Consider the following 18,669-nt stretch of genomic DNA (forward strand, 5'->3'; position numbering starts at 1 on the left):
ACTATGGAACGACTGTGTATTCACAATGCCCACCTGCGTGGGCGCGGTGCACCGGCGGACATTCTGGTGGAAGATGGGCGCATTGCCCGGATCGCAGACCGGCTGGAAGAGACCGGCCTTCCCACACTGGATGCGGAGGGAGGGCTGGTCTGTCCTGCATTTCTGGATGCGCACATTCATCTGGACAAAGTGAATGTGTGCGATGTGGTCCGGCCCAATGAAAGCGGCACACTGCGGGAGGCCATCGAGATCCTGTGGGAAAAAAAGCGGTCCTACACTGTGGAGGACATCGTGAGCCGAGGGGAGGAGGTGGTACGCCGGGCGGTGGTCAACGGCACGCTGGGTATGCGCAGCCACGTGGATGTGGATACCATCGGCAGGCTGATGCCGCTGGAAGGGGTGCTGGCCCTGCGGGAAAAATACCGGGAAATGCTGGATCTGCAGATTGTGGCCTTCCCTCAGGAGGGAATCCTGCGGGACCCGGGGTGCCAGACCCTCATGCAGCAGGCCATGGAGCGTGGGGCCGACATAGTGGGCGGTATGCCGGCCAACGAGGAGACCCCTGCGGACAGTCTGGCCCACGTCAAATTCTGCTTTGATCTGGCGGAGGCATTCGGAGCCGAAATTGATATGCACGTGGACGAGACGGACGATCCCTTTTACCGCACTCTGGAAATGGTGGCGGACGAGGCCATGTCCCGGAATTTTGCACCCGGCCGGGTAACGGCGGGACACACCTGTGCCCTGGCGGCCTATGATGACCACTATGCCCGCTATGTGATTGACAAGGTGCGGGAGGCAGGGATCCAGATCATTACCAATCCGGCCACCAATCTGATGCTTCAGGGCCGGGGAGACCGGCAGCCCATCCGGCGGGGAATTACCCGGGTCAAGCAGCTGCTGGAGGCCGGGGTGAATGTCACCTTTGGACAGGACTGTGTGCGGGATACCTTTTATCCTTACGGCAGCGCGGACATGCTGCAGGTGGCCAACCTCCTGGCCCACGCCGCTCAGATGAGCTTACCGGGCGAGACCGAGCAGGTGCTGGACATGATCACTACCGGGGCCAACCGGATCCTGAAGCTGCCGGGTTACGGGCTGGAGCCGGGCTGCCGGGCGGATCTGGTGGTGCTGCCTGTGGCTGCTGCGGGCGAAGCGATCCGCCTGTGTCCACCCCGGCGGTGGGTGCTGCGGGGAGGCCGGGTGGTGGCCGAGACCCGGACAGAGAGCCGGATATACCGGTAAATGGCTCTGCATAGCCTGCAAAGCACTTGCAAAGCACGTGTTTTTCGATTATAATATTCCAGATTATATGCCCTCTGGGGCGGAATGATAGATCGAAGGAAAGCGTGAGAGATTTGAAGTACGATTTTGCCGCCATTGAGCCCAAATGGCAGAAAAAATGGGTGGAGGAGAAGACCTTCCACTGCGAAAATCACAGCGACAAGCCCAAGTTTTACGCCTTGGTGGAGTTCCCCTATCCCTCCGGTCAGGGCCTGCATGTGGGCCATACCCGTCCCTATACCGCCATGGATGTGGTAGCCCGCAAGCGCCGGATGGACGGGTATAATGTGCTCTTCCCCATGGGTTATGACGCCTTCGGCCTGCCCACCGAGAACTACGCCATCAAAAACCACATTCACCCCGCCAAGGTGACCCACGACAACATTGCGAATTTCACCAAGCAGCTGCATATGCTCGGCTATTCCTTCGATTGGGACCGGGTGATCAATACCACTGACCCGGAGTACTATAAGTGGACCCAGTGGATCTTCCTGCAGCTCTATAAGCACGGCCTGGCCTATAAGACCACCATGCCGGTAAACTGGTGCACCTCCTGCAAGTGCGTGCTGGCCAACGAGGAAGTGGTGGAGGGCGTGTGTGAGCGCTGCGGCTCCCCCGTCATCCGCAAGGAGAAGAGCCAGTGGATGCTGAAGATCACGGAGTACGCCCAGCGGCTCATTGACGATTTGGACGATCTGGACTTTATCGAGCGGGTCAAGACCCAGCAGAAGAACTGGATCGGTCGCTCCACCGGCGCTGAAGTCACCTTCAAGGCCACCACCGGCGAGGACATCGTGGTGTTCACCACCCGGCCCGATACCCTGTTCGGCGCCACCTATATGGTTCTCTCTCCCGAGCACGCCCTGGTAAAGGGCTGGCTGGAGAGCGGCAAGCTCCGGAATGCCGAGGACGTGAAGGCCTATCAGGCCGCCGCCGCCTCCAAGTCCGATCTGGAGCGCACCGAGCTGAACAAGGAAAAGACCGGCGTGTGCCTGGACGGCGTGAAGGGCATCAACCCGGTCAACGGCAAGGAGATCCCCATCTTTATCTCCGACTACGTGCTCTCCACCTACGGCACCGGCGCTATCATGGCCGTGCCCGCTCACGACGACCGCGACTGGGAATTTGCCAAGAAGTTCGGCTGTGAGATCATCGAGGTGGTCTCCGGCGGCGAGGATGTGCAGAAGGCCGCCTTTACCGCCAAGGATGAGACCGGCATCCTGGTCAACTCTGAGTTCCTCAACGGCCTGACGGTGAAGGACGCCATCCCCGCCATCACCAAGTGGCTGGAGGAGAAGGGCATCGGCAAGGCCAAGGTCAACTACAAGCTCCGCGACTGGGTGTTCTCCCGTCAGCGCTACTGGGGCGAGCCCATCCCCATGGTGTACTGTGAGAAGTGCGGCTGGCAGCCTCTGAGTGAGGATCAGCTGCCCCTGCTGCTGCCCGACGTGGACTCTTACGAGCCCACCGATGACGGTGAGAGCCCCCTGTCCAAGATGACCGACTGGGTCAACACCACCTGCCCCCACTGCGGCGGCCCCGCCAAGCGGGAGACCGATACCATGCCCCAGTGGGCCGGCTCCTCCTGGTATTTCCTGCGCTATATGGACCCCCACAACGACAAGGCGCTGGCCTCTGCCGAGGCGCTGAAGTACTGGAGCCCTGTGGACTGGTACAACGGCGGCATGGAGCACACCACCCTCCACCTGCTCTACAGCCGGTTCTGGCACAAGTTCCTCTACGACATCGGCGTGGTGCCTACCAAGGAGCCCTATCAGAAGCGCACCTCCCACGGCATGATCCTGGGCGAGGGCGGCGAGAAGATGAGCAAGAGCCGCGGCAACGTCATCAACCCCAACGACGTGGTGGCCCAGTACGGCGCGGACACCATGCGCACCTATATCATGTTCATCGGCGATTTTGAGAAGGCCGCCTCCTGGAGCGACAACGCCGTCAAGGGTTGCAAGCGCTTTTTGGACCGGGTGTGGAACCTGTCGGAGAACCTGACCGACAGCGTGGACTACACCGCCGCCAACGAGAGTGCCATCCACAAGACCATCAAGAAGGTCTCTGACGATATCGAGGCCATGAAGTTCAACACTGCCATCGCCGCTCTCATGGCCCTGGTCAACGACTTCTACCAGAACGGCTGCTCCAAGGGTGACTACAAGACGCTGCTGCTGCTGCTGTCCCCCTTTGCGCCCCATATGGTGGAGGAGCTGTGGGAAAACCTGGGCTTCAACACCAACGGCATGGCCTGCCAGCAGTCCTGGCCGGAGTACGACGCGAGCAAGACCGTGGCTGCCGAAGTACAGATGGCCGTGCAGGTGTGCGGCAAGCTCCGCTCCACCGTCACCGTCCCTGTGGACAGCGACGAGGCCACCGTGGTGGCCGCTGCCCTGGCGGATCCCAAGGTACAGAAGTTTACCGAGGGCAAGAACCTGGTCAAGACCATTCTGGTGCCCAACAAGCTGGTTAACCTCATCGCCAAGTAAGTCAGACGTGGAAAAGAAAATCCACTCTTGACATTTGCGGTATTATCGAATACAATGATTCTGTTAAAGCCATATCTATGTGGCCCTTTGGCGGTGGAATCCCGCCGCTTCGGAGGGAGGGGAAGTCAATGTCGGAAGTCCATGTGAAGGACGGCGAGTCCTTGGAGAACGCGCTCAAGCGCTTTAAGCGCAGCTGCGCCAAGTCGGGCGTTCTGGCCGAGGTTCGGAAGCGCGAGCATTATGAGAGCCCGAGCGTCAAGCGCCGCAAGAAGTCTGAGGCCGCCCGCAAGAATCGCAAGAAGTATTACTAAGACTTACAGGACCCCACGCCGTTTGGCGTGGGGTCCTGTTGCATTCACTCTCTTAGGATATCCTCCAGCAGGTCATCCACCTGGGGATAGGCCAATACGGCCTGGACGATCCCAAGCCGGCGGGCCAGCTGGATCTTTTTGCGGATGGAGCCGGCATCATCGAAGAGGACAAAATGGGCTCCGTTCTGCCGGGACATATAAGTAAAGTAGTGGGCGCACAGCTCACTGGAGAAAAACACAGAAGGAGTGCGTTCCTCCAGGCGGTGGGCCAGTTCCTCACGGCTGAGCGGGATCCCTTGACCCGTAGGAGAGGGCAGGAAAAAATCCACCGCCACCCGCTCCACAGCCAATGCCACTCGTTCTGTGCCATACTGTTCCACCGCTTCTTGAAGCCGCTGCTGAAGGGAGCCGCCTGAGAGAGCCGATGAGATGAGTACCCGGGCAGAGTCGGAAGCGCTGCCATAGGACTCTGTCACATAGAGAGGCCAGTTCCGTTTCCGGGCCGCGGCGCCCAATTCCCGGACGATTTGGAGCAGCAGAGGTGTGGGACGGCCCTCAAAGTCGCAGATGATGCCGTCAAAGCCGCGGGCCATGCACTCCCTCAGTACCTCCTGGCAGAAGGGGGCACACTCGCCCCGGCCGTCAAAGCCGGTATTGTCCATGACCATCAGCCCGCCCCGGACCGATACAGGCATGTTGGCGCGGAAGAGATGAGGCCCGCCGCCCACGCGGTAGGCCACGTGGGCTACGGGAAGACCGAAACGCAGCGCGGCCCGGCTGTCGGCGGGCGGCGCGGTGAGGATGAGATCGGATTTTGATTGCATAGCAGAAGCTACCCCCTTGTCCATGGTGTCAGAAGCGTGTATAATTCTATGCGGACAAGACTGAAAATAGACGAGGTGCAGTTATGGCAGTTTCCGTGCTGGCCCATTGGGCGGGCGGGAGTATTTTTGACATTGAGCCCGCCGCTCTGGCCGGACGAGGGATCCGTCTGCTGCTGGCTGATCTGGATAATACACTGGTACCCTATGGCGTGCCAGAGCCCACTGACGCGGTGCGGGACTGGAGCGCAGCGCTGGCAGAGCACGGGGTGACCCTGTTCGTGCTCTCCAACAACCGCCATCCCGCCAGGCCGGAGCGCTTTGCCCGGGCCTTGGGGGTGCCCTTCATCGGTCACGCGGGCAAGCCAAAGCCGGGGAGTTTTTTCCGGGCTATGGAGCAGATGGGGTGCAAGCCGGATGAGACCGCTATTGTGGGCGACCAGATCTTTACGGATATTTTGGGTGGGCGGAACGCGGGGATATACACCCTGCTGGTGGAGCCAATCCGCCTGGCGGGCAACCCGGGGCGCTACCTGCGCTATGCGGTGGAGTGGCCCTTCCGCGCCCTGACGAAAAGGAGAACACAGACCTTATGAGCGCTATCTTTGGCCCGGCGGGCAACGCCGAGTCCTTTCCCTATAAATCCTCCGTGGACGCCCCCCGCTGGTTGGCGGAGCTGGGGCTGGACTGTTATGAGTACCAGTGCGGCAAGGGCGTCAACGTAGGGGAGCAGACCGCACGCAAGCTGGGGGCAGCTGCGGCTGCGGCAGGGATTTCCCTGTCCCTTCATGCCCCCTATTTCATCAATCTGGCCAATCCGGATCCGTCCAGCCTGCAAAAGACCATCGGCTATGTCCTTGCCGCCTGCCAGGCGGCGGACTGGATGGGGGCAGGGCGGGTGGTCATCCACTCCGGCGCGCTGATGAAGCGCACCCGCCGCCAAGCCCAGGATATCGCCCTTAGCTCCCTGAAAGAAGTGGTGGCCGCCTGCGATGATGCCGGCTTCGGTCATATCGCCCTTTGTCCCGAGACCATGGGCAAAATCAATCAGTTGGGAGATCTGGATGAGGTGCTGGAGCTGTGCACCCTGGATGAACGCCTGACGCCTTGCGTAGACTTTGGTCACCTGTATGCCCGTTCCCTGGGGGAACTGGAGGGGCACGAGGCCTGCGTACGGATGTTGGACCGCATCCGGGAAGTGTTGGGGGAAGAGCGGGCCAGCCGCTTCCATAGTCATTTTTCCAAGATCCAATTCACGCCCAATGGGGGCGAGAAAATGCACTTGACCTTTGACCAGGCCGATTTTGGTCCGGATCCCGCTCCGCTGCTGGCGGAGGTGGCCCGCCGGGGCTGGAGCCCCACTTTCATCTGCGAGAGCGCGGGAACCCAGGCAGAGGACGCACGGGTTATGAAACAGCTTTATCAAAATTCTCTGTAAAGGAAGTAGATTACCATGAATCACCTGAAACAGATCGCGGCCAAGCTGGACGAATACGGCATCGATGCCATGCTGGTCACCAGTGAGCCAGGCGAATTTTACGCTGTTGGCTTCCACGGTGAGGGCATGGTCATTGTGACCAGAAATGAGAGCCGTTATTTTACCGACTCCCGGTACATTGAGGCCGCTGGCAACACGGTTACCGGTGCTCACATCACCATGACCGACCGGACGAAAAACTTCATGGTCCTGGCCGAACAGGCGGTGAAGGAGCTGAACATTGGCAAGCTGGGTATTGAGGATGGGTATATGACAGTAGCCTCTTATAACCAGTATACCAAGCTGCCCTGTGAGCTGGTGCCTGCCCAGAAGCTGCTGAACGATCTGCGCGCCTGCAAGGATGAGGAAGAGATCGCCCTGATGGTGAAGGCCCAGGAGATCACCGACCAGGCCTTTGACGCTATTCTGAAATTTATCAAGCCCGGTATGACCGAGCGGGAGATTGCCGCCAAGCTCCAGTACGAGATGCTGTGCCGCGGTGCAGACAAGATGAGCTTTGATCCCATTGTTGTCTCCGGTCCCAACGGCAGTCTGCCCCACGGCGTACCCGGCGACCGCCGGGTGCAGGAAGGGGAGTTCATTACCATGGACTTCGGCTGCAAGTACGGTGGCTATTGTTCCGACATGACCCGTACCATCGCCGTGGGTGAGCCTACCGAGGAGATGAAGAAGGTTTACCACATCGTACTGGAGGCCCAGCTGGCCGGTATTGCTGCGGCCAAGGCCGGGGTACCCGGGAAAGCCATCGACGCCGCCGCCCGTAAGGTCATTGAGGATGCAGGTTATGGTGCATATTTCGGCCATGGTTATGGACACAGTGTTGGCATCGAGATCCACGAGTCCCCCAATGCCAACCTGCGGGATGAGACCCCCATGCCTGTGGGTGCCGCTGTATCTGCTGAGCCTGGTATTTATTTGCCTGGGAAGTTCGGTGTGCGCATCGAGGATGTGACCATTTTTACCGCTGACGGCTGCATCGACATCACCAAATCCCCCAAAGAGCTCATTATTCTGTAAAAGCCGTGAAAAACCCTTGCAAATGGGGGAATAATGGGGTAAAATAGCTTAGCTAAATTTATTGAATTGAAAAACCTTATTTGGAGGATGAATACCAATGCCTACGATTTCTGCCAGTGATTTCCGCAACGGCGTGACCTTCGAGATGGATGGTCAGGTCATGCAGGTGGTGGAGTTCCAGCACGTGAAGCCCGGCAAGGGCGCCGCATTCGTGCGCACCAAGATGAAGAACGTCATCACCGGCGGCGTGACTGAGACCTCCTTCAACCCCACCGCCAAGTTCGAGCAGGCCTATGTGGAGCGCAAGGACATGGAGTACAGCTACAACGACGGCGATCTGTACTACTTCATGGATCCCGAGACCTATGATCTGGTGCCCATCGGCGCTGAGATGCTGGGTGACAATTTCCGCTTTGTGAAGGAGAACATGGTCTGTAAGATCAACTCCTACAAGGGCAAGATCTTTGCTGTGGAGCCCCCCACCTTTGTGGAGCTGGAGATCACCGAGACGGATCCCGGCTTCCGCGGCGACACCGCCACCAATGTGACCAAGCCCGCCACTCTGGAGACCGGCGCCGAGATCAAGGTGCCCCTGTTCATCAACCCCGGCGACAAGATCAAGATCGACACCCGTACCGGCGAGTATCTGGAGCGCTGCAAGGCCTAAGCGTCTGAGCGCCTGAGCGCAGGTGCACAGCAAACCGCGCAGGTGAAAAATAAGGTATTTTTTGCAGAGCGATAGCAGTGTACCGTGGCGAAGGGTACGAGGATGTATCATGTGATTGGCCCTTCGAGGCCGCCTGTAACGAAAAGGAGAGCGTATTATGACGATTTCTGAGAAAGTCGCGTATTTGAAGGGCCTGGCTGAGGGTCTAGATCTGGATACCCAGAAGTCCAAAGAGGGTAAGCTCATCTCCGTGATGATCGGCATCCTGGAGGAGATCGGCATGTCCATTGAGGATCTGGAGGAGAACACTTCCGCCCTGGGTGAGGAGATCGACGCCATTTCCGACGACCTTTCCGATGTGGAAAAGGCCGTGTTTGAGGATGAGGACGACGATGACGATGACTGCTGCTGCGAGGATGAGGACGACGATTTTTTTGAGATCGATTGCCCCAACTGCGGCGAGACTCTGGTGATTGATGAGTCCATCCTGGAGGAGGGCGTGATTCAGTGCCCCAGCTGCAAGCAGAAGTTTGCGCTGGATCTGTCCGATGACTGCTGCTGCGGTGACGAAGATGAGGATGGCTGCGGCTGCGGCTGTGACTGTGAGGATCACGAGCACTAAGAACAGCTTTGGATGAAACGGGCGCCCGCCGGGCGCCCGTTTTTTGTTTGAAATGACCGGGCACGTCCCTTGCGTGCGCTATCGTGCCGTAGTATAATAAGCTGATTTGATAAGACAAACTTTACTTTTGAAGTTGGATGGGATGTTATGACGACGCAAGTGCAGCAGAAACAGCGCACGCTGGAGGATGTACAGCCGGGTGAGAGCGGCGTTATCCTTCGGGTGGGCAATGAAAACGGACCGGTCAAACGCCGGTTGGTGGATATGGGACTGACCCCCGGTACCGAGGTCACCGTACGAAAAATCGCACCGTTTGGTGACCCGCTGGAGCTAAATTTACGGGGCTATGAGCTCTCTCTGCGCCGGGCGGACGCGGCCCAGATCCAGGTGGCCACTGGAGAGGAAGGCCGCCAGCGCGCCCAGACCCGAAAGCGGCGCATTGGCATGGTGCAGCATCTGCCGGATGAGGAGACCCTGCGGCGGATGGATGCCGACCACGCCCATGAGCAGCAGGTCCACGGTGGTGTGCCTGACTACGCCAGCCACGACACTCGTGAAATGAAGCTAGCCCTGGTGGGCAACCCCAACTGCGGCAAGACGACCCTTTTCAACGCGCTCACCGGTTCCAACCAGTATGTGGGCAACTGGCCCGGCGTGACGGTAGAGAAAAAAGAGGGGCGGGCAGAGGTGGATGGCAAACCGGTGACGGTGGTGGATCTGCCGGGTGTTTACTCGCTGTCCCCTTATTCCATGGAGGAGATCGTAGCCCGGGACTTCATTGTAGGGGAACGGCCCGACGCAATCATCGATATCATTGATGCTACCAACCTGGAGCGCAATCTCTATCTGACCGCTCAGCTTCTGGAGCTGGAGCGGCCCATGGTTATCGCCCTGAATTTTATGGACGAGGTGGAAAAACGGGGGGACAAAATCGACGTGGAGCGTCTGTCTGAGGCGCTGGGTGTACCGGTTATCCCCATTACGGCCCGTTCTGGGGAAAACATTCAAACTCTGCTGGAGGCGGCCCACCGACAGATGCACGTGGGGGTCACGCTGGAGCCGGATGATTTGTACGATGATTTTACCCACCAGATCCACCACAAGGTGGGCGAGCTGATCCATGATCGGGCTTATGAGGCCCATATCCCGGCCCACTGGGCCTCCATCAAGCTCATCGAAGGGGATCAGTTGGTGGAGAAGGCCCTGGGCCTGGACCAGTCGACCCGGGACCGACTGGAGGAGATCTGCCGGGAGTACGAGGGAGCCTATGAATTGGGCGACCGGGAGACTCTTATCGCCGATGCACGCTATCAGTTTATTCAGGGCGTGGTCTCCGCCTGCCTCAAGCGGGGCAAGCCGCTGGGCACGCCCACCCTGTCCGACCGGATTGATGCCATCGTTACCCATAAATTCCTGGCCATCCCCGTGTTCCTGGTGATGATGCTGGCTATGTTTGCCCTTACCTTTGGACCGGGCCAGGTGCTGGCCGACGGGGTGGATTTCCTTATCGGCAGCTGCTTTGCCGAATGGGTCCGGGCAGGACTGGCCGCGGCGGGCACTGCCCCCTGGGTGGAGGCCCTGCTGGTGGACGGCGTAATCGCAGGTGTAGGCGGTGTGCTTACCTTCCTGCCCCAGATTGCGATTTTGTTCCTTTTCCTCTCCTTCCTGGAGGATTCCGGCTACATGGCCCGGGCGGCCTTTATCATGGACCGGCTGCTGCGGCGGTTTGGCTTGAGCGGCAAGGCGTTCATCCCTATGCTGATGGGCTTTGGCTGCACTGTGCCCGCGGTCATGGGTGCCCGTACCATGGAGAATGAGAAGGACCGGCGCATGACTATCATGCTGGTACCCTTCATGTCCTGCTCGGCCCGGCTGCCGGTATATGGCCTACTTACTGCCGCATTTTTCCCCAAATACGGCGGCGTGGTGGTGTTTTCCCTCTATATGTTGGGATTGCTGTTTGCCATCGGCTCCGGCATTCTGCTCAAAAAGCTGGTGTTCAAAGGGGAGCCTGCTGCCTTTGTGCTGGAGCTGCCCCCCTACCGGCTGCCCACACTCAAGAACATGGCTCTGCATGTGTGGGAGAAGGTAAAAGGGTTCCTCGTTAAGGCGGGTACCCTGATCCTGGCCATGAGTGTACTGCTCTGGTTCCTTCAGAGCTTCGGGGTGGAAAACGGTACCTTTGGTATGGTGTCCAATGCGGAGGCGTCTATCCTGGGCGCCATCGGTTCCTTCCTGGCTCCTGTCTTTCTTCCCCTGGGCTTTGGCACCTGGCAGGCGGCGGTGGCTCTGCTGTCCGGCCTCATTGCCAAGGAGATGGTGGTTTCTTCCATGAGCATGTTCTACGGCTTCTCCGTCACTGCCAGCGGCGCGGCCATCGCAGCTGCCCTGGGCGGTACGTTCCAGAGCCCTCTGGCAGCCTACTCCTTCCTGGTGTTCGTACTGCTGTATGTACCCTGTGTAGCGGCGGTTTCCACCATCCGCAAGGAGATGAACTCGGTCAAGTGGACCCTGGCCTCCATCGGCTGGCAGCTGTGCGCGGCATGGCTGGGTTCCTTCCTGGTTTACCAGATCGGCTCGCTGCTGTTGAGGGTGTTTGGAGCATGATAAAATATCTTATTTACATCGGTGTGGCCGCCCTTATCATTTGGGCGATCGTTTACCTCATCTACCGGTTCCACCAGAGCCTGAAGGGCAAGCGGGGCTGCGGCTGCGGCGGCTGCTCCAGCTGCCCTCACACCTGGTGCCGCCACCGGGAGAAGTGATCCTATGACGGGGGAGGGGTTTATATGGAAGAAAAACGTGCAAAATTGCAGCAGTGGATCTCGGAGAGTAAAAACATCGTCTTTTTCGGCGGGGCCGGGGTGTCTACTGAGAGCGGTATCCCCGATTTCCGCAGTGTGGACGGGCTGTACAACCAGCAGTACAAATACCCGCCGGAAACGATCCTAAGTCACAGTTTCTTTGAGCGGGACCCGGAGGAGTTTTACCGGTTCTACCACAATAAGATGCTCTTTCCCGACGCAAAACCCAATGCGGCCCACCGGAAACTGGCAGAGCTGGAGCAGGCGGGCAAACTGAAGGCTGTGGTGACCCAGAATATCGACGGGCTTCATCAGGCGGCGGGCAGCGTTGCCGTCTATGAACTCCACGGTTCGGTCCACCGCAACTACTGCATGAAGTGCCACCAGTTCTATGACCTGGACTTTATGATGAAGAGCGAGGGTGTGCCCCATTGTCCGGTGTGCGGCGGAATGATCAAGCCCGACGTGGTGCTCTATGAGGAGTCTTTGGATCAGCAGACCATTGAAGCTGCCGTGCTGGCCATTTCCCGGGCGGATATGCTCATCATCGGGGGGACCTCCCTGGCGGTCTATCCGGCGGCGGGACTCATCCGCTATTACCAGGGGAATAAGCTGACCCTCATCAACAAAAGTCCAACCCCCTATGACAGCCATGCTGATCTGGTCATCAGCGGTCCCATAGGAGAAGTGCTGGGAGCCGTCCAGATATAACAGAAGGGCGTCCGCGGGACGCCCTTCATATTTTTATTGAAAAACAATAAAAAGTGTGGTATGATGCTCCCAAAGGAGGTGCCGCCATGGAACGGACGGGTGTGCAGAAGCTGGCTGCGGTGCTGAGGGTGCTGGTGAGCATTACATTTGTATGTAATCTGGTGGTATTGCCGCTGGTGCCCCATCTAGTGCGGCCCTATTATGTGGAGGACTGGCTGTATCAGGAACTGCTCTGGGATCTTTCCCTGGTCTGGCAGGATATCCGGGCAGTGGTTCTGATGCTGTTTTTGTGGTTTTGCGGAGTGTGTACCGCAGTCGTTTTGTGGCAGGCCCGGAGGGTGCTGAGTACCATTCTGGAGGGGAAGCCGTTCCAGAAAGCCAACAGCACAAGCCTCCGCCGCTCAGCAGTGTGCAGCTTCCTGATTGCTGCTGCTGCGCTGGTGCGGCTGGTTTGGGGGTTGGCCTACTACGGTACCATCGAGCCGCTGCTGTCCTATAACGCACTGTTTGTGCCGGTCTTTTTTATGGGCGGACTACTCTGTCTGGTTATGTCCGCTCTGTTCCGCCAGGCGGCGGAGCTGAAGGCGGAAAACGATCTCACCATTTAAGGGGGGAGAGACATGCCCATCATCGTAAATCTGGACGTGATGATGGCCAAGCGGAAAATGAGCCTCAATGAGCTTTCCGCCAAGGTGGACATCACTCTGGCCAATCTGTCTATTTTAAAAAATAACCACGCCAAGGCAGTACGCTTCACCACCCTGGAGGCTATCTGCAAGGCTCTGGACTGTCAGCCCGGTGATTTGCTGGAGTATGTTCCGGACAAAGAAGAATGAAAAGTGCGGAGGTCTGATGTCAGGCCTCCGCACTTTTATCAATATAACTTTATTGTAAAACAATAAAAAATAATTGACATTCGATGCCGCCTGTGCTATCTTCAAGAGGAAATGAGAGGAGGCCGGATGGAAATGATAAGTTTCATCCTGTGGCTGGCACTGGGACTTGGACTGTTGTCCTGGGGCTTGGGGGCAGCTGCATTGGGAATGAGGGCACACCGTGTGCATCTGTGCCCGGCCAGCCTAACCTGTTGTTCCGTGACGCTGTGGCTGGCAGTGGTATATGTCTGGTGCCTTACTGCGGCAGGGGACAGCTCCGCGCTGGAGGACACGATGGGAGGCCTGCGTCTGGCGGCGACAACGCTGCTGGTGGTGACCCTGCTGCTCAATGGAGCTGCGCTGCTGCGCGGCAGCAGGAAAGAAAGGAGCTGACAGAGCGTGGAGAAAAAACAGAGCCTGTCGGGGACGGACGGCATGGTCACACCACCGATTTCCGCGGCCCGCCGCAGCTATGAGGTAGACGCAAAGGACCGCCGCCTGTTGCTGGCGGCGGTCCTGCTGGGAATTTTGTGTACCGATGTGCTCTATTACGGCACATTGGGGCTGGGAGTCACGGTGGCTGCCGCAGGCTGGTATGGTCTGCTGTTCTGGTACGGCGGGATGGAGCCGCTGGCCTGCCTTGAACACCGTCTGCTGCTGGCAGCGGCGGGATTGTTGGCGTTGAGTTTTACACTCTTCAGCAATGACTGGCTGCGGCTGTGGAACCTGGTGGCCCTGACCTGTGTGATGGCCCTGCAGACCGCAGGGTGGACACGGCCAAGTAAGCCGGTACACACTCCGCTGGGATTTCTGGAGCGGCTGGAGCAGTTGGGAGATGGCCTGTTCATGCGCTTGGGCGCGGCAGCGCAGACCGCAGCCAGTGTGCGCTGTCTTTCCGGAAAAAAGACATTATGGGCGATTCTCCTGGGGCTGGTGGTGTGCGTGCCGTTGCTGGCGGTGGTTTTTCCGCTGCTGACTGCGGCGGATGCGCTGTTTTCCCACCTGACGGAGGAGATGGTGCGCTGGATCTATCTGCATCTTTCCGGCTGGATGGCGCGGATCCTGTTGGGACTGTGCCTGGCTCCGTTTTTCTTCAGTCTTCTTTATGCCCAGCGCCGGCCAGAACCCCGAAGGGGCAGAACAGAGCAATGCCCTTTTCCCAAAGTAAACAGTGCGCTGCCCATTACCGTTTTGGTGGTGATGGACCTGCTGTATGCCTGCTTCCTGGCAGTACAGTTTGCCGCTCTGTTCGGCGGGGAGGCCTATCTGACCCGCATGGGGATCTGTTATGCCGAGTATGCCCGCAGCGGCTTTTTTCAGTTGGTTTTTGTGGCGCTGCTGAATCTGGCCCTGGTGCTGCTGGCGCTGGGGTGCTGCGGGCGGGAGAACGCAGGATTCCGGGCTGTGCAGATACTGTCCAGTGTACTGGTGGCGGCCAGCGGTGTACTGCTGGTCTCCGCTGTGGGGCGCATGACATTGTATGTACAGGCCTATGGATTGTCGTTCAAACGGGCTCTCACCTATTGGGGAATGGCTATGCTGGCCATTTTTCTGCTGGCGGCCCTGTGGAAGATATGGTGCAGCCGGGCGGTCTTTTTTAAAGTATTGTTTACGGTGAGCCTGGCGGGATGGATCGTCCTTAATTTTGCCAATGTAGATGGGCTGGTAGCCCAATATAATGTGGTACGCGGCCTGGAACCACAGGCGGTACTTTCGGTTTCGGGCGAAACGCTGGCGGCACTGCCTGCGTTGGAGAAACTGGCTGTGAGTTATCCTCAGGATACGGAGCTGGAGCAGGCAATCGAGGGACTGCGCCGGCAGGCGGAGTGGGAGACGTCCCGCTGGGAGACCTGGTCGGTCATGGCCCAGTTAAACAGGTAAAAACAAGCATCGGTCCCCGGCCAATGCCGGGGACCGATGCTTTAAAAGGTTCCTTTGCAGAAATAAGTAAAGTCGCCGCAGGCCAGCAAAGTATCTTCTGCATCCACGACTTCTACATGAACCAGACAGGTGGTACGTCCACGATGGCGTACCTCTGCGCAGGCCGTTACAGTACCGCTTTTCGCTGAGTGGATAAAATTCAAGCCGCCCTGTAGGGTAACGTATCGCCGTCCGTCCGTTCGGCAGGCACAGCCGCCGGCGCAGTCCGCCAATGTGTAGTAGGCGCCTCCATGAAGGGCCCCGTATGGATTGAGGCTGTTTGGGCCCATCTCCAACACAGCTTCACCCAAATCTGGGCCCGGCTGACGAATGGTAATCCCATTATAGCGGGCAAAGGCATTTGCCTTTGCAATGCGTTCAAATTCAGCGTCGTCCAACACAAAAATAGCCCCCTGTCACTGCAGAATGATCTGCTGGCCTTCGATGCGTTCTACTGTGGCCAGCGCTTCAACTCGAATACCCATGCGCCGCAGGACCTTTCCTCCATCCCGCATGGCTTTTTCAATGGCGACACCGACTCCGATCACTTCGCCGCCTGCTTTTGAGACCAACTCCAGCAGACTGAGAATAGCCTGTCCATTGGACAAAATATCGTCTACAATCAGGACTTGATCATCCTCGGTTAAATATTTTTTGGATACGCGCAGTGTGTACGATTTCTCCATGGAAAAGGAATGGGTCTCGGCGGTATAGACCTCTGGATCGATATAGCCAGTCTGAAATTTCTTGGCGTAGATCACAGGTACATCCAATGCTCTGGCCACAAAACAGGCAAGAGCAATACCGGAACTCTCCGCCGTGAGTACCTTAGTAATCCGGCAGCCCTTAAAGCGCTTGGCCAGGGTGTTCCCCATTTTTTCCATCAGGGACATGTCCATGCAGTGGTTGAGAAACATATCCACGTGAATAATATCACCTTCGCCAACCACTGCATCACTGAGGATCCGCCGTTTTAATTCTTCCATGTTGCGTTCCTTTCCTGCCGGCTCTGCCGCCGGGCCATATTCCACCAGAATAAAATTATTATATCTTATTTTGTCTTCCCTCGCAATATTGACAACAGTCCAAAAATAAGGTATTCTAATCAAAGCGGTAATCCAGACGGAGGTTCTGTCTTGATTTGCCCTTCAGTTGCAGCGGTATCGAAGTGGTCATAACGGGGCTGACTCGAAATCAGTTTGCAGGAAACTGCACGAGGGTTCGAATCCCTCCCGCTGCGCCAAGGCTCCAGAAGCAGATGCTTCTGGAGCCTTTTTGTTTACACGTAGAAGATTGGATACATTGAAACGGACTCTGGTGGTGGCGTTAGGGCCAAGCCGGTGCAAAAAAGCTCCAGACATAGGTCTGGAGCTTTTTTCTGCGGACTTCCCAAAAAGATCTGTGTGTTCTGTGCCCCGTGAGAAAGTGCAGAAAGAAAGGAGGGAATGACTGTGTTTCAAACAGCAGCGTTGGAAGCGGGGGCAAGGTCCTGAGTATGCCCCTCCTCCTGTACGACGGTCAGGGTATTTTCCCAGTTGTCAGAGAGTTTGTAGCCGATTTTCAATGTGGAGGAGTAGCCGCTGGCCGTTTCATGCAGAATCAAATCATCGTCGGCCATGCACTGCCGCATGGCGTTGCATACCATGGGCAACCGACTTTTCAGCTTGAGGCTTTTATGAATATCGTTGGCTTTTAGTACAAGAATATCCTCGCCCTTTTCTCTGGCACTGGATTTCAGTTCCTCGATATAATTCCGGATGTCTGCTGTAGTGACCTTGTGAAACGGAGCTGATTTTTCTTCCGCCATACGGTAATTCTGCTTTAGAGTCTCCACTTCTTCTTCCAGAGCCTGGATTCGGGAGAGCATCTCCACGATGATCGTATCATAGTTCATGATATATCTCCTTCCATTTAAACGATGATAAACCGGTATGTAATGTGATCAAACAAAATCTTACGCTGATGCATCTGTGAAGGGAGCCTGAGGGGCTGTGTCACGCGGCATATTCTTCATCTGGCCGCCAGCCCGACCGCCGCTGCCCATACTGCCGGGATTGGATTCCGAACCGTCATTGGTGGTAATGCTGCCGCCGTTATTGCTGTAAGTGCCATCTGTATCCAGTGCGGTGTTGCCGGTACTATTACAAGTGAGGTCCAGCGTGCCTCCATTGATGGTGAGCGCACCGTTGGAGTCAATGCAGTCTCCCTGTGATACGATGGTGAAGGTACCGCCGTTGATGGTAATAAAGCTGTCAGAAGACGTGGAGAAGGAGTCATACCGACCACCACCAAAGCCGGAATTGTCCACACCACCGGCGGCATTGATTCCATCATCGTAGGAGACAATGTCAAAAATCCCATCGTCAATTGTGATGGACAGTCCTTCGATTCCCTCATAGCAGTAGGGGATGGTAAATGTACCTGCCTGGATGGTAAGGGCGTCGTCGCTGTGAATGGCATCGTCTCCACTGCTCAGTGTAAACTCGCCAGCTGTAATGAGGAGCGGTCCACCAGTATGAATCGCGTCATCCGCAGTATCCAGCGAGAAAAGGCCGCCGCTGATGGTGAGTGCGCCCTCTGCCTTGATCCCTTTTTCGCTGGTAGAAGAATCGGTTTCTTCCGTGGCGGCAGTACTTGTTGGAGTGGCGGAAGGATCTTCCATACCGCTGGCAGCCCGCGCTCCGCCTCGCTGGTTTGAAGAAAAGGTATCGCTGGTGGTCATGCTTACGCTGGCGCTGCCGCCGGCAGTGGTCAAATCGAAGCTCCCGCCGTCAATCTGCAGCGTTCCGCTGGCACTTATGGCGTCGCCCTGCGCGTCGACCGTAAAAGTGCCGTCTGCGATGTAAAGGCAGCCAAGGGTGGTATCGTCTTCATTTTCCGCATGCAGAGCATCCTTGCCGGAGGTGATATGGAATGTGCCGCAGGCGATGGCAAGGTTGTCCTTGCCTGTCATGCCGGTACTGGCCGCGGTAATGGTATAGCTGCCGCCAGTGACTACCAAATCGTCCTTAGATACAACCCCGTGCCCGATCGGAGCCTGGATGGTAAGGCTGCCGGAACCATTCAGGGTCAGGTCAGTTTTGGAAAAGATAACAGCGTCAATGTTGTTATCATCAATGGCGACATATTCCCCGCCGTTGCTCAGTGTATTTTCCGTTCCTTCTGCCAAGGTGAGAAATACCTTGTCAGCCTGCAGTGCATAGATGGCGGCGGAGGTACTGCTGGTCAGGTCCACGCCGTTCAGAACCAGCTGCACTTTGTCGGAATCGTCTGCATAAATGACGATCTGACCATCCTCCCAGCTGCCTGAGAGTAGATAGACGCCCTCATCAGAGATCATGACACGCCCATCTTCAACGGTGACCGCATCGGAAGAGCAGGAGGCGGTGTCTCCCTGAAGAACGATGGATATGGCCTGACTTTCTTCATAGCTGCCATCCAGATCCCGGTCGCTGAACCATTCGTTTGTGCTCTGCGTCTGAACGATAGAGGAAGCTGAGGACGCAGACTCTGTCGATGGGGAAGAAGTGCTTTGCTCGGGGGAGGAGGCCTGGGTGCCGCATCCGCTCAGCAGAAGAACGGCACAGAGCGGAAGGCAGAGGCCCGGCCGGCGGAAGTATTTTTTCATACTTTGCTGCAACTCC

20 protein-coding genes and 1 tRNA gene are annotated in these 18,669 nt (G+C 57.4%); 16 read left to right on the top strand and 5 right to left on the bottom strand.

The genetic code is table 11. The annotated features are described in order from the left end of the window. Positions 1 to 3: 3 nt before the first annotated feature. The 3 genes from WMO45_RS06430 to rpsU all read left to right on the top strand — a co-directional run bounded on the left by WMO45_RS06430 (position 4) and on the right by rpsU (position 4,090). Positions 4 to 1,245 carry an amidohydrolase family protein gene (locus tag WMO45_RS06430; RefSeq protein WP_349139737.1) on the top strand — a complete coding sequence of 414 codons (1,242 nt, stop codon included), beginning with the start codon at positions 4 to 6 and terminating at the stop codon, positions 1,243 to 1,245. Positions 1,246 to 1,358: 113 nt separating this feature from the next. Beyond that, a complete protein-coding gene (leuS, locus tag WMO45_RS06435; protein ID WP_349139738.1) occupies positions 1,359 to 3,779 on the top strand; it encodes a leucine--tRNA ligase in 2,421 nt (806 codons plus the stop codon). 128 nt (positions 3,780 to 3,907) lie between these two features. Further along, on the top strand, positions 3,908 to 4,090 hold the full coding sequence (rpsU, locus tag WMO45_RS06440; RefSeq protein WP_009259223.1) for a 30S ribosomal protein S21: 183 nt from the start codon (positions 3,908 to 3,910) through the stop codon (positions 4,088 to 4,090). Between the two features lie 44 nt (positions 4,091 to 4,134). On the opposite strand, the gene WMO45_RS06445 is transcribed toward rpsU, so the two are convergent. After that, positions 4,135 to 4,914: a glycoside hydrolase family 18 protein gene (locus WMO45_RS06445; RefSeq protein WP_349139740.1), complete on the bottom strand. Its 780-nt coding sequence runs from the start codon at positions 4,912 to 4,914 to the stop codon at positions 4,135 to 4,137. Between the two features lie 83 nt (positions 4,915 to 4,997). On the opposite strand from WMO45_RS06445, the gene WMO45_RS06450 reads away from it, so the two are divergent. The 12 genes from WMO45_RS06450 to WMO45_RS06505 all read left to right on the top strand — a co-directional run bounded on the left by WMO45_RS06450 (position 4,998) and on the right by WMO45_RS06505 (position 14,986). Continuing rightward, the gene (locus WMO45_RS06450) at positions 4,998 to 5,507 is read left to right on the top strand and encodes a YqeG family HAD IIIA-type phosphatase (RefSeq protein WP_349139741.1); all 510 of its coding nucleotides are present in this window, start codon (positions 4,998 to 5,000) and stop codon (positions 5,505 to 5,507) included. Next, on the top strand, positions 5,504 to 6,349 hold the full coding sequence (locus WMO45_RS06455; protein ID WP_349139742.1) for a TIM barrel protein: 846 nt from the start codon (positions 5,504 to 5,506) through the stop codon (positions 6,347 to 6,349). The genes WMO45_RS06450 and WMO45_RS06455 overlap by 4 nt, the downstream gene beginning before the upstream one ends. Positions 6,350 to 6,364: 15 nt before the next feature. Further along, on the top strand, positions 6,365 to 7,426 hold the full coding sequence (locus tag WMO45_RS06460; RefSeq protein ID WP_349139744.1) for a M24 family metallopeptidase: 1,062 nt from the start codon (positions 6,365 to 6,367) through the stop codon (positions 7,424 to 7,426). Between the two features lie 97 nt (positions 7,427 to 7,523). Further along, on the top strand, positions 7,524 to 8,093 hold the full coding sequence (efp, locus tag WMO45_RS06465) for an elongation factor P (RefSeq protein WP_349139745.1): 570 nt from the start codon (positions 7,524 to 7,526) through the stop codon (positions 8,091 to 8,093). Between the two features lie 157 nt (positions 8,094 to 8,250). Beyond that, on the top strand, positions 8,251 to 8,715 hold the full coding sequence (locus tag WMO45_RS06470) for a CD1247 N-terminal domain-containing protein (protein WP_349139746.1): 465 nt from the start codon (positions 8,251 to 8,253) through the stop codon (positions 8,713 to 8,715). A gap of 147 nt (positions 8,716 to 8,862) precedes the next feature. Continuing rightward, positions 8,863 to 11,322, top strand: coding sequence for a ferrous iron transport protein B (feoB, locus tag WMO45_RS06475; protein ID WP_349139748.1), 2,460 nt, complete (start codon positions 8,863 to 8,865; stop codon positions 11,320 to 11,322). Continuing rightward, the gene (locus WMO45_RS06480; RefSeq protein WP_349139749.1) at positions 11,319 to 11,480 is read left to right on the top strand and encodes a FeoB-associated Cys-rich membrane protein; all 162 of its coding nucleotides are present in this window, start codon (positions 11,319 to 11,321) and stop codon (positions 11,478 to 11,480) included. The genes feoB and WMO45_RS06480 overlap by 4 nt, the downstream gene beginning before the upstream one ends. Before the next feature lie 24 nt (positions 11,481 to 11,504). Then, positions 11,505 to 12,230, top strand: coding sequence for an NAD-dependent protein deacylase (locus tag WMO45_RS06485; protein WP_349139750.1), 726 nt, complete (start codon positions 11,505 to 11,507; stop codon positions 12,228 to 12,230). Between the two features lie 86 nt (positions 12,231 to 12,316). Beyond that, on the top strand, positions 12,317 to 12,838 hold the full coding sequence (locus tag WMO45_RS06490) for a DUF2975 domain-containing protein (RefSeq protein WP_349139751.1): 522 nt from the start codon (positions 12,317 to 12,319) through the stop codon (positions 12,836 to 12,838). A gap of 12 nt (positions 12,839 to 12,850) precedes the next feature. Next, positions 12,851 to 13,066 carry a helix-turn-helix domain-containing protein gene (locus WMO45_RS06495; protein WP_349139753.1) on the top strand — a complete coding sequence of 72 codons (216 nt, stop codon included), beginning with the start codon at positions 12,851 to 12,853 and terminating at the stop codon, positions 13,064 to 13,066. Positions 13,067 to 13,198: 132 nt separating this feature from the next. Beyond that, positions 13,199 to 13,498 carry a hypothetical protein gene (locus WMO45_RS06500; RefSeq protein ID WP_349139754.1) on the top strand — a complete coding sequence of 100 codons (300 nt, stop codon included), beginning with the start codon at positions 13,199 to 13,201 and terminating at the stop codon, positions 13,496 to 13,498. Positions 13,499 to 13,504: 6 nt separating this feature from the next. Continuing rightward, the gene (locus WMO45_RS06505; protein ID WP_349139755.1) at positions 13,505 to 14,986 is read left to right on the top strand and encodes a DUF4153 domain-containing protein; all 1,482 of its coding nucleotides are present in this window, start codon (positions 13,505 to 13,507) and stop codon (positions 14,984 to 14,986) included. A gap of 41 nt (positions 14,987 to 15,027) precedes the next feature. Here WMO45_RS06505 and WMO45_RS06510 read toward each other — a convergent pair whose 3' ends face one another. Both WMO45_RS06510 and WMO45_RS06515 read right to left on the bottom strand, forming a co-directional pair. Continuing rightward, on the bottom strand, positions 15,028 to 15,426 hold the full coding sequence (locus WMO45_RS06510) for a PaaI family thioesterase (protein WP_349139757.1): 399 nt from the start codon (positions 15,424 to 15,426) through the stop codon (positions 15,028 to 15,030). A 15-nt stretch (positions 15,427 to 15,441) separates the two neighbouring features. After that, positions 15,442 to 16,011 carry a xanthine phosphoribosyltransferase gene (locus WMO45_RS06515; protein ID WP_349139758.1) on the bottom strand — a complete coding sequence of 190 codons (570 nt, stop codon included), beginning with the start codon at positions 16,009 to 16,011 and terminating at the stop codon, positions 15,442 to 15,444. A 168-nt stretch (positions 16,012 to 16,179) separates the two neighbouring features. Here WMO45_RS06515 and WMO45_RS06520 point away from each other — a divergent pair. After that, positions 16,180 to 16,268: transfer RNA gene (locus WMO45_RS06520), tRNA-Ser, on the top strand. A 213-nt stretch (positions 16,269 to 16,481) separates the two neighbouring features. On the opposite strand, the gene WMO45_RS06525 is transcribed toward WMO45_RS06520, so the two are convergent. Both WMO45_RS06525 and WMO45_RS06530 read right to left on the bottom strand, forming a co-directional pair. Beyond that, positions 16,482 to 16,919 carry a hypothetical protein gene (locus WMO45_RS06525; RefSeq protein WP_349139759.1) on the bottom strand — a complete coding sequence of 146 codons (438 nt, stop codon included), beginning with the start codon at positions 16,917 to 16,919 and terminating at the stop codon, positions 16,482 to 16,484. Positions 16,920 to 16,979: 60 nt separating this feature from the next. Next, the gene (locus WMO45_RS06530; RefSeq protein WP_349139760.1) at positions 16,980 to 18,653 is read right to left on the bottom strand and encodes a carbohydrate-binding domain-containing protein; all 1,674 of its coding nucleotides are present in this window, start codon (positions 18,651 to 18,653) and stop codon (positions 16,980 to 16,982) included. Between the last annotated feature and the right edge of the window lie 16 nt (positions 18,654 to 18,669).

The sequence above is a fragment of the Flavonifractor hominis genome, from assembly GCF_040095835.1.
Classification (GTDB): domain Bacteria; phylum Bacillota; class Clostridia; order Oscillospirales; family Oscillospiraceae; genus Flavonifractor; species Flavonifractor hominis.

Coding starts and splice junctions, on each gene's coding strand:
- WMO45_RS06430 (WP_349139737.1), top strand. CDS start 4: ATGGAACGACTGTGTATTCACAATGCCCACCTGCGTGGGCGCGGTGCA.
- rpsU (WP_009259223.1), top strand. CDS start 3,908: ATGTCGGAAGTCCATGTGAAGGACGGCGAGTCCTTGGAGAACGCGCTC.
- WMO45_RS06445 (WP_349139740.1), bottom strand. CDS start 4,914: ATGCAATCAAAATCCGATCTCATCCTCACCGCGCCGCCCGCCGACAGC.
- WMO45_RS06450 (WP_349139741.1), top strand. CDS start 4,998: ATGGCAGTTTCCGTGCTGGCCCATTGGGCGGGCGGGAGTATTTTTGAC.
- WMO45_RS06455 (WP_349139742.1), top strand. CDS start 5,504: ATGAGCGCTATCTTTGGCCCGGCGGGCAACGCCGAGTCCTTTCCCTAT.
- WMO45_RS06460 (WP_349139744.1), top strand. CDS start 6,365: ATGAATCACCTGAAACAGATCGCGGCCAAGCTGGACGAATACGGCATC.
- efp (WP_349139745.1), top strand. CDS start 7,524: ATGCCTACGATTTCTGCCAGTGATTTCCGCAACGGCGTGACCTTCGAG.
- WMO45_RS06470 (WP_349139746.1), top strand. CDS start 8,251: ATGACGATTTCTGAGAAAGTCGCGTATTTGAAGGGCCTGGCTGAGGGT.
- feoB (WP_349139748.1), top strand. CDS start 8,863: ATGACGACGCAAGTGCAGCAGAAACAGCGCACGCTGGAGGATGTACAG.
- WMO45_RS06480 (WP_349139749.1), top strand. CDS start 11,319: ATGATAAAATATCTTATTTACATCGGTGTGGCCGCCCTTATCATTTGG.
- WMO45_RS06485 (WP_349139750.1), top strand. CDS start 11,505: ATGGAAGAAAAACGTGCAAAATTGCAGCAGTGGATCTCGGAGAGTAAA.
- WMO45_RS06490 (WP_349139751.1), top strand. CDS start 12,317: ATGGAACGGACGGGTGTGCAGAAGCTGGCTGCGGTGCTGAGGGTGCTG.
- WMO45_RS06495 (WP_349139753.1), top strand. CDS start 12,851: ATGCCCATCATCGTAAATCTGGACGTGATGATGGCCAAGCGGAAAATG.
- WMO45_RS06500 (WP_349139754.1), top strand. CDS start 13,199: ATGATAAGTTTCATCCTGTGGCTGGCACTGGGACTTGGACTGTTGTCC.
- WMO45_RS06515 (WP_349139758.1), bottom strand. CDS start 16,011: ATGGAAGAATTAAAACGGCGGATCCTCAGTGATGCAGTGGTTGGCGAA.
- WMO45_RS06525 (WP_349139759.1), bottom strand. CDS start 16,919: ATGAACTATGATACGATCATCGTGGAGATGCTCTCCCGAATCCAGGCT.
- WMO45_RS06530 (WP_349139760.1), bottom strand. CDS start 18,653: ATGAAAAAATACTTCCGCCGGCCGGGCCTCTGCCTTCCGCTCTGTGCC.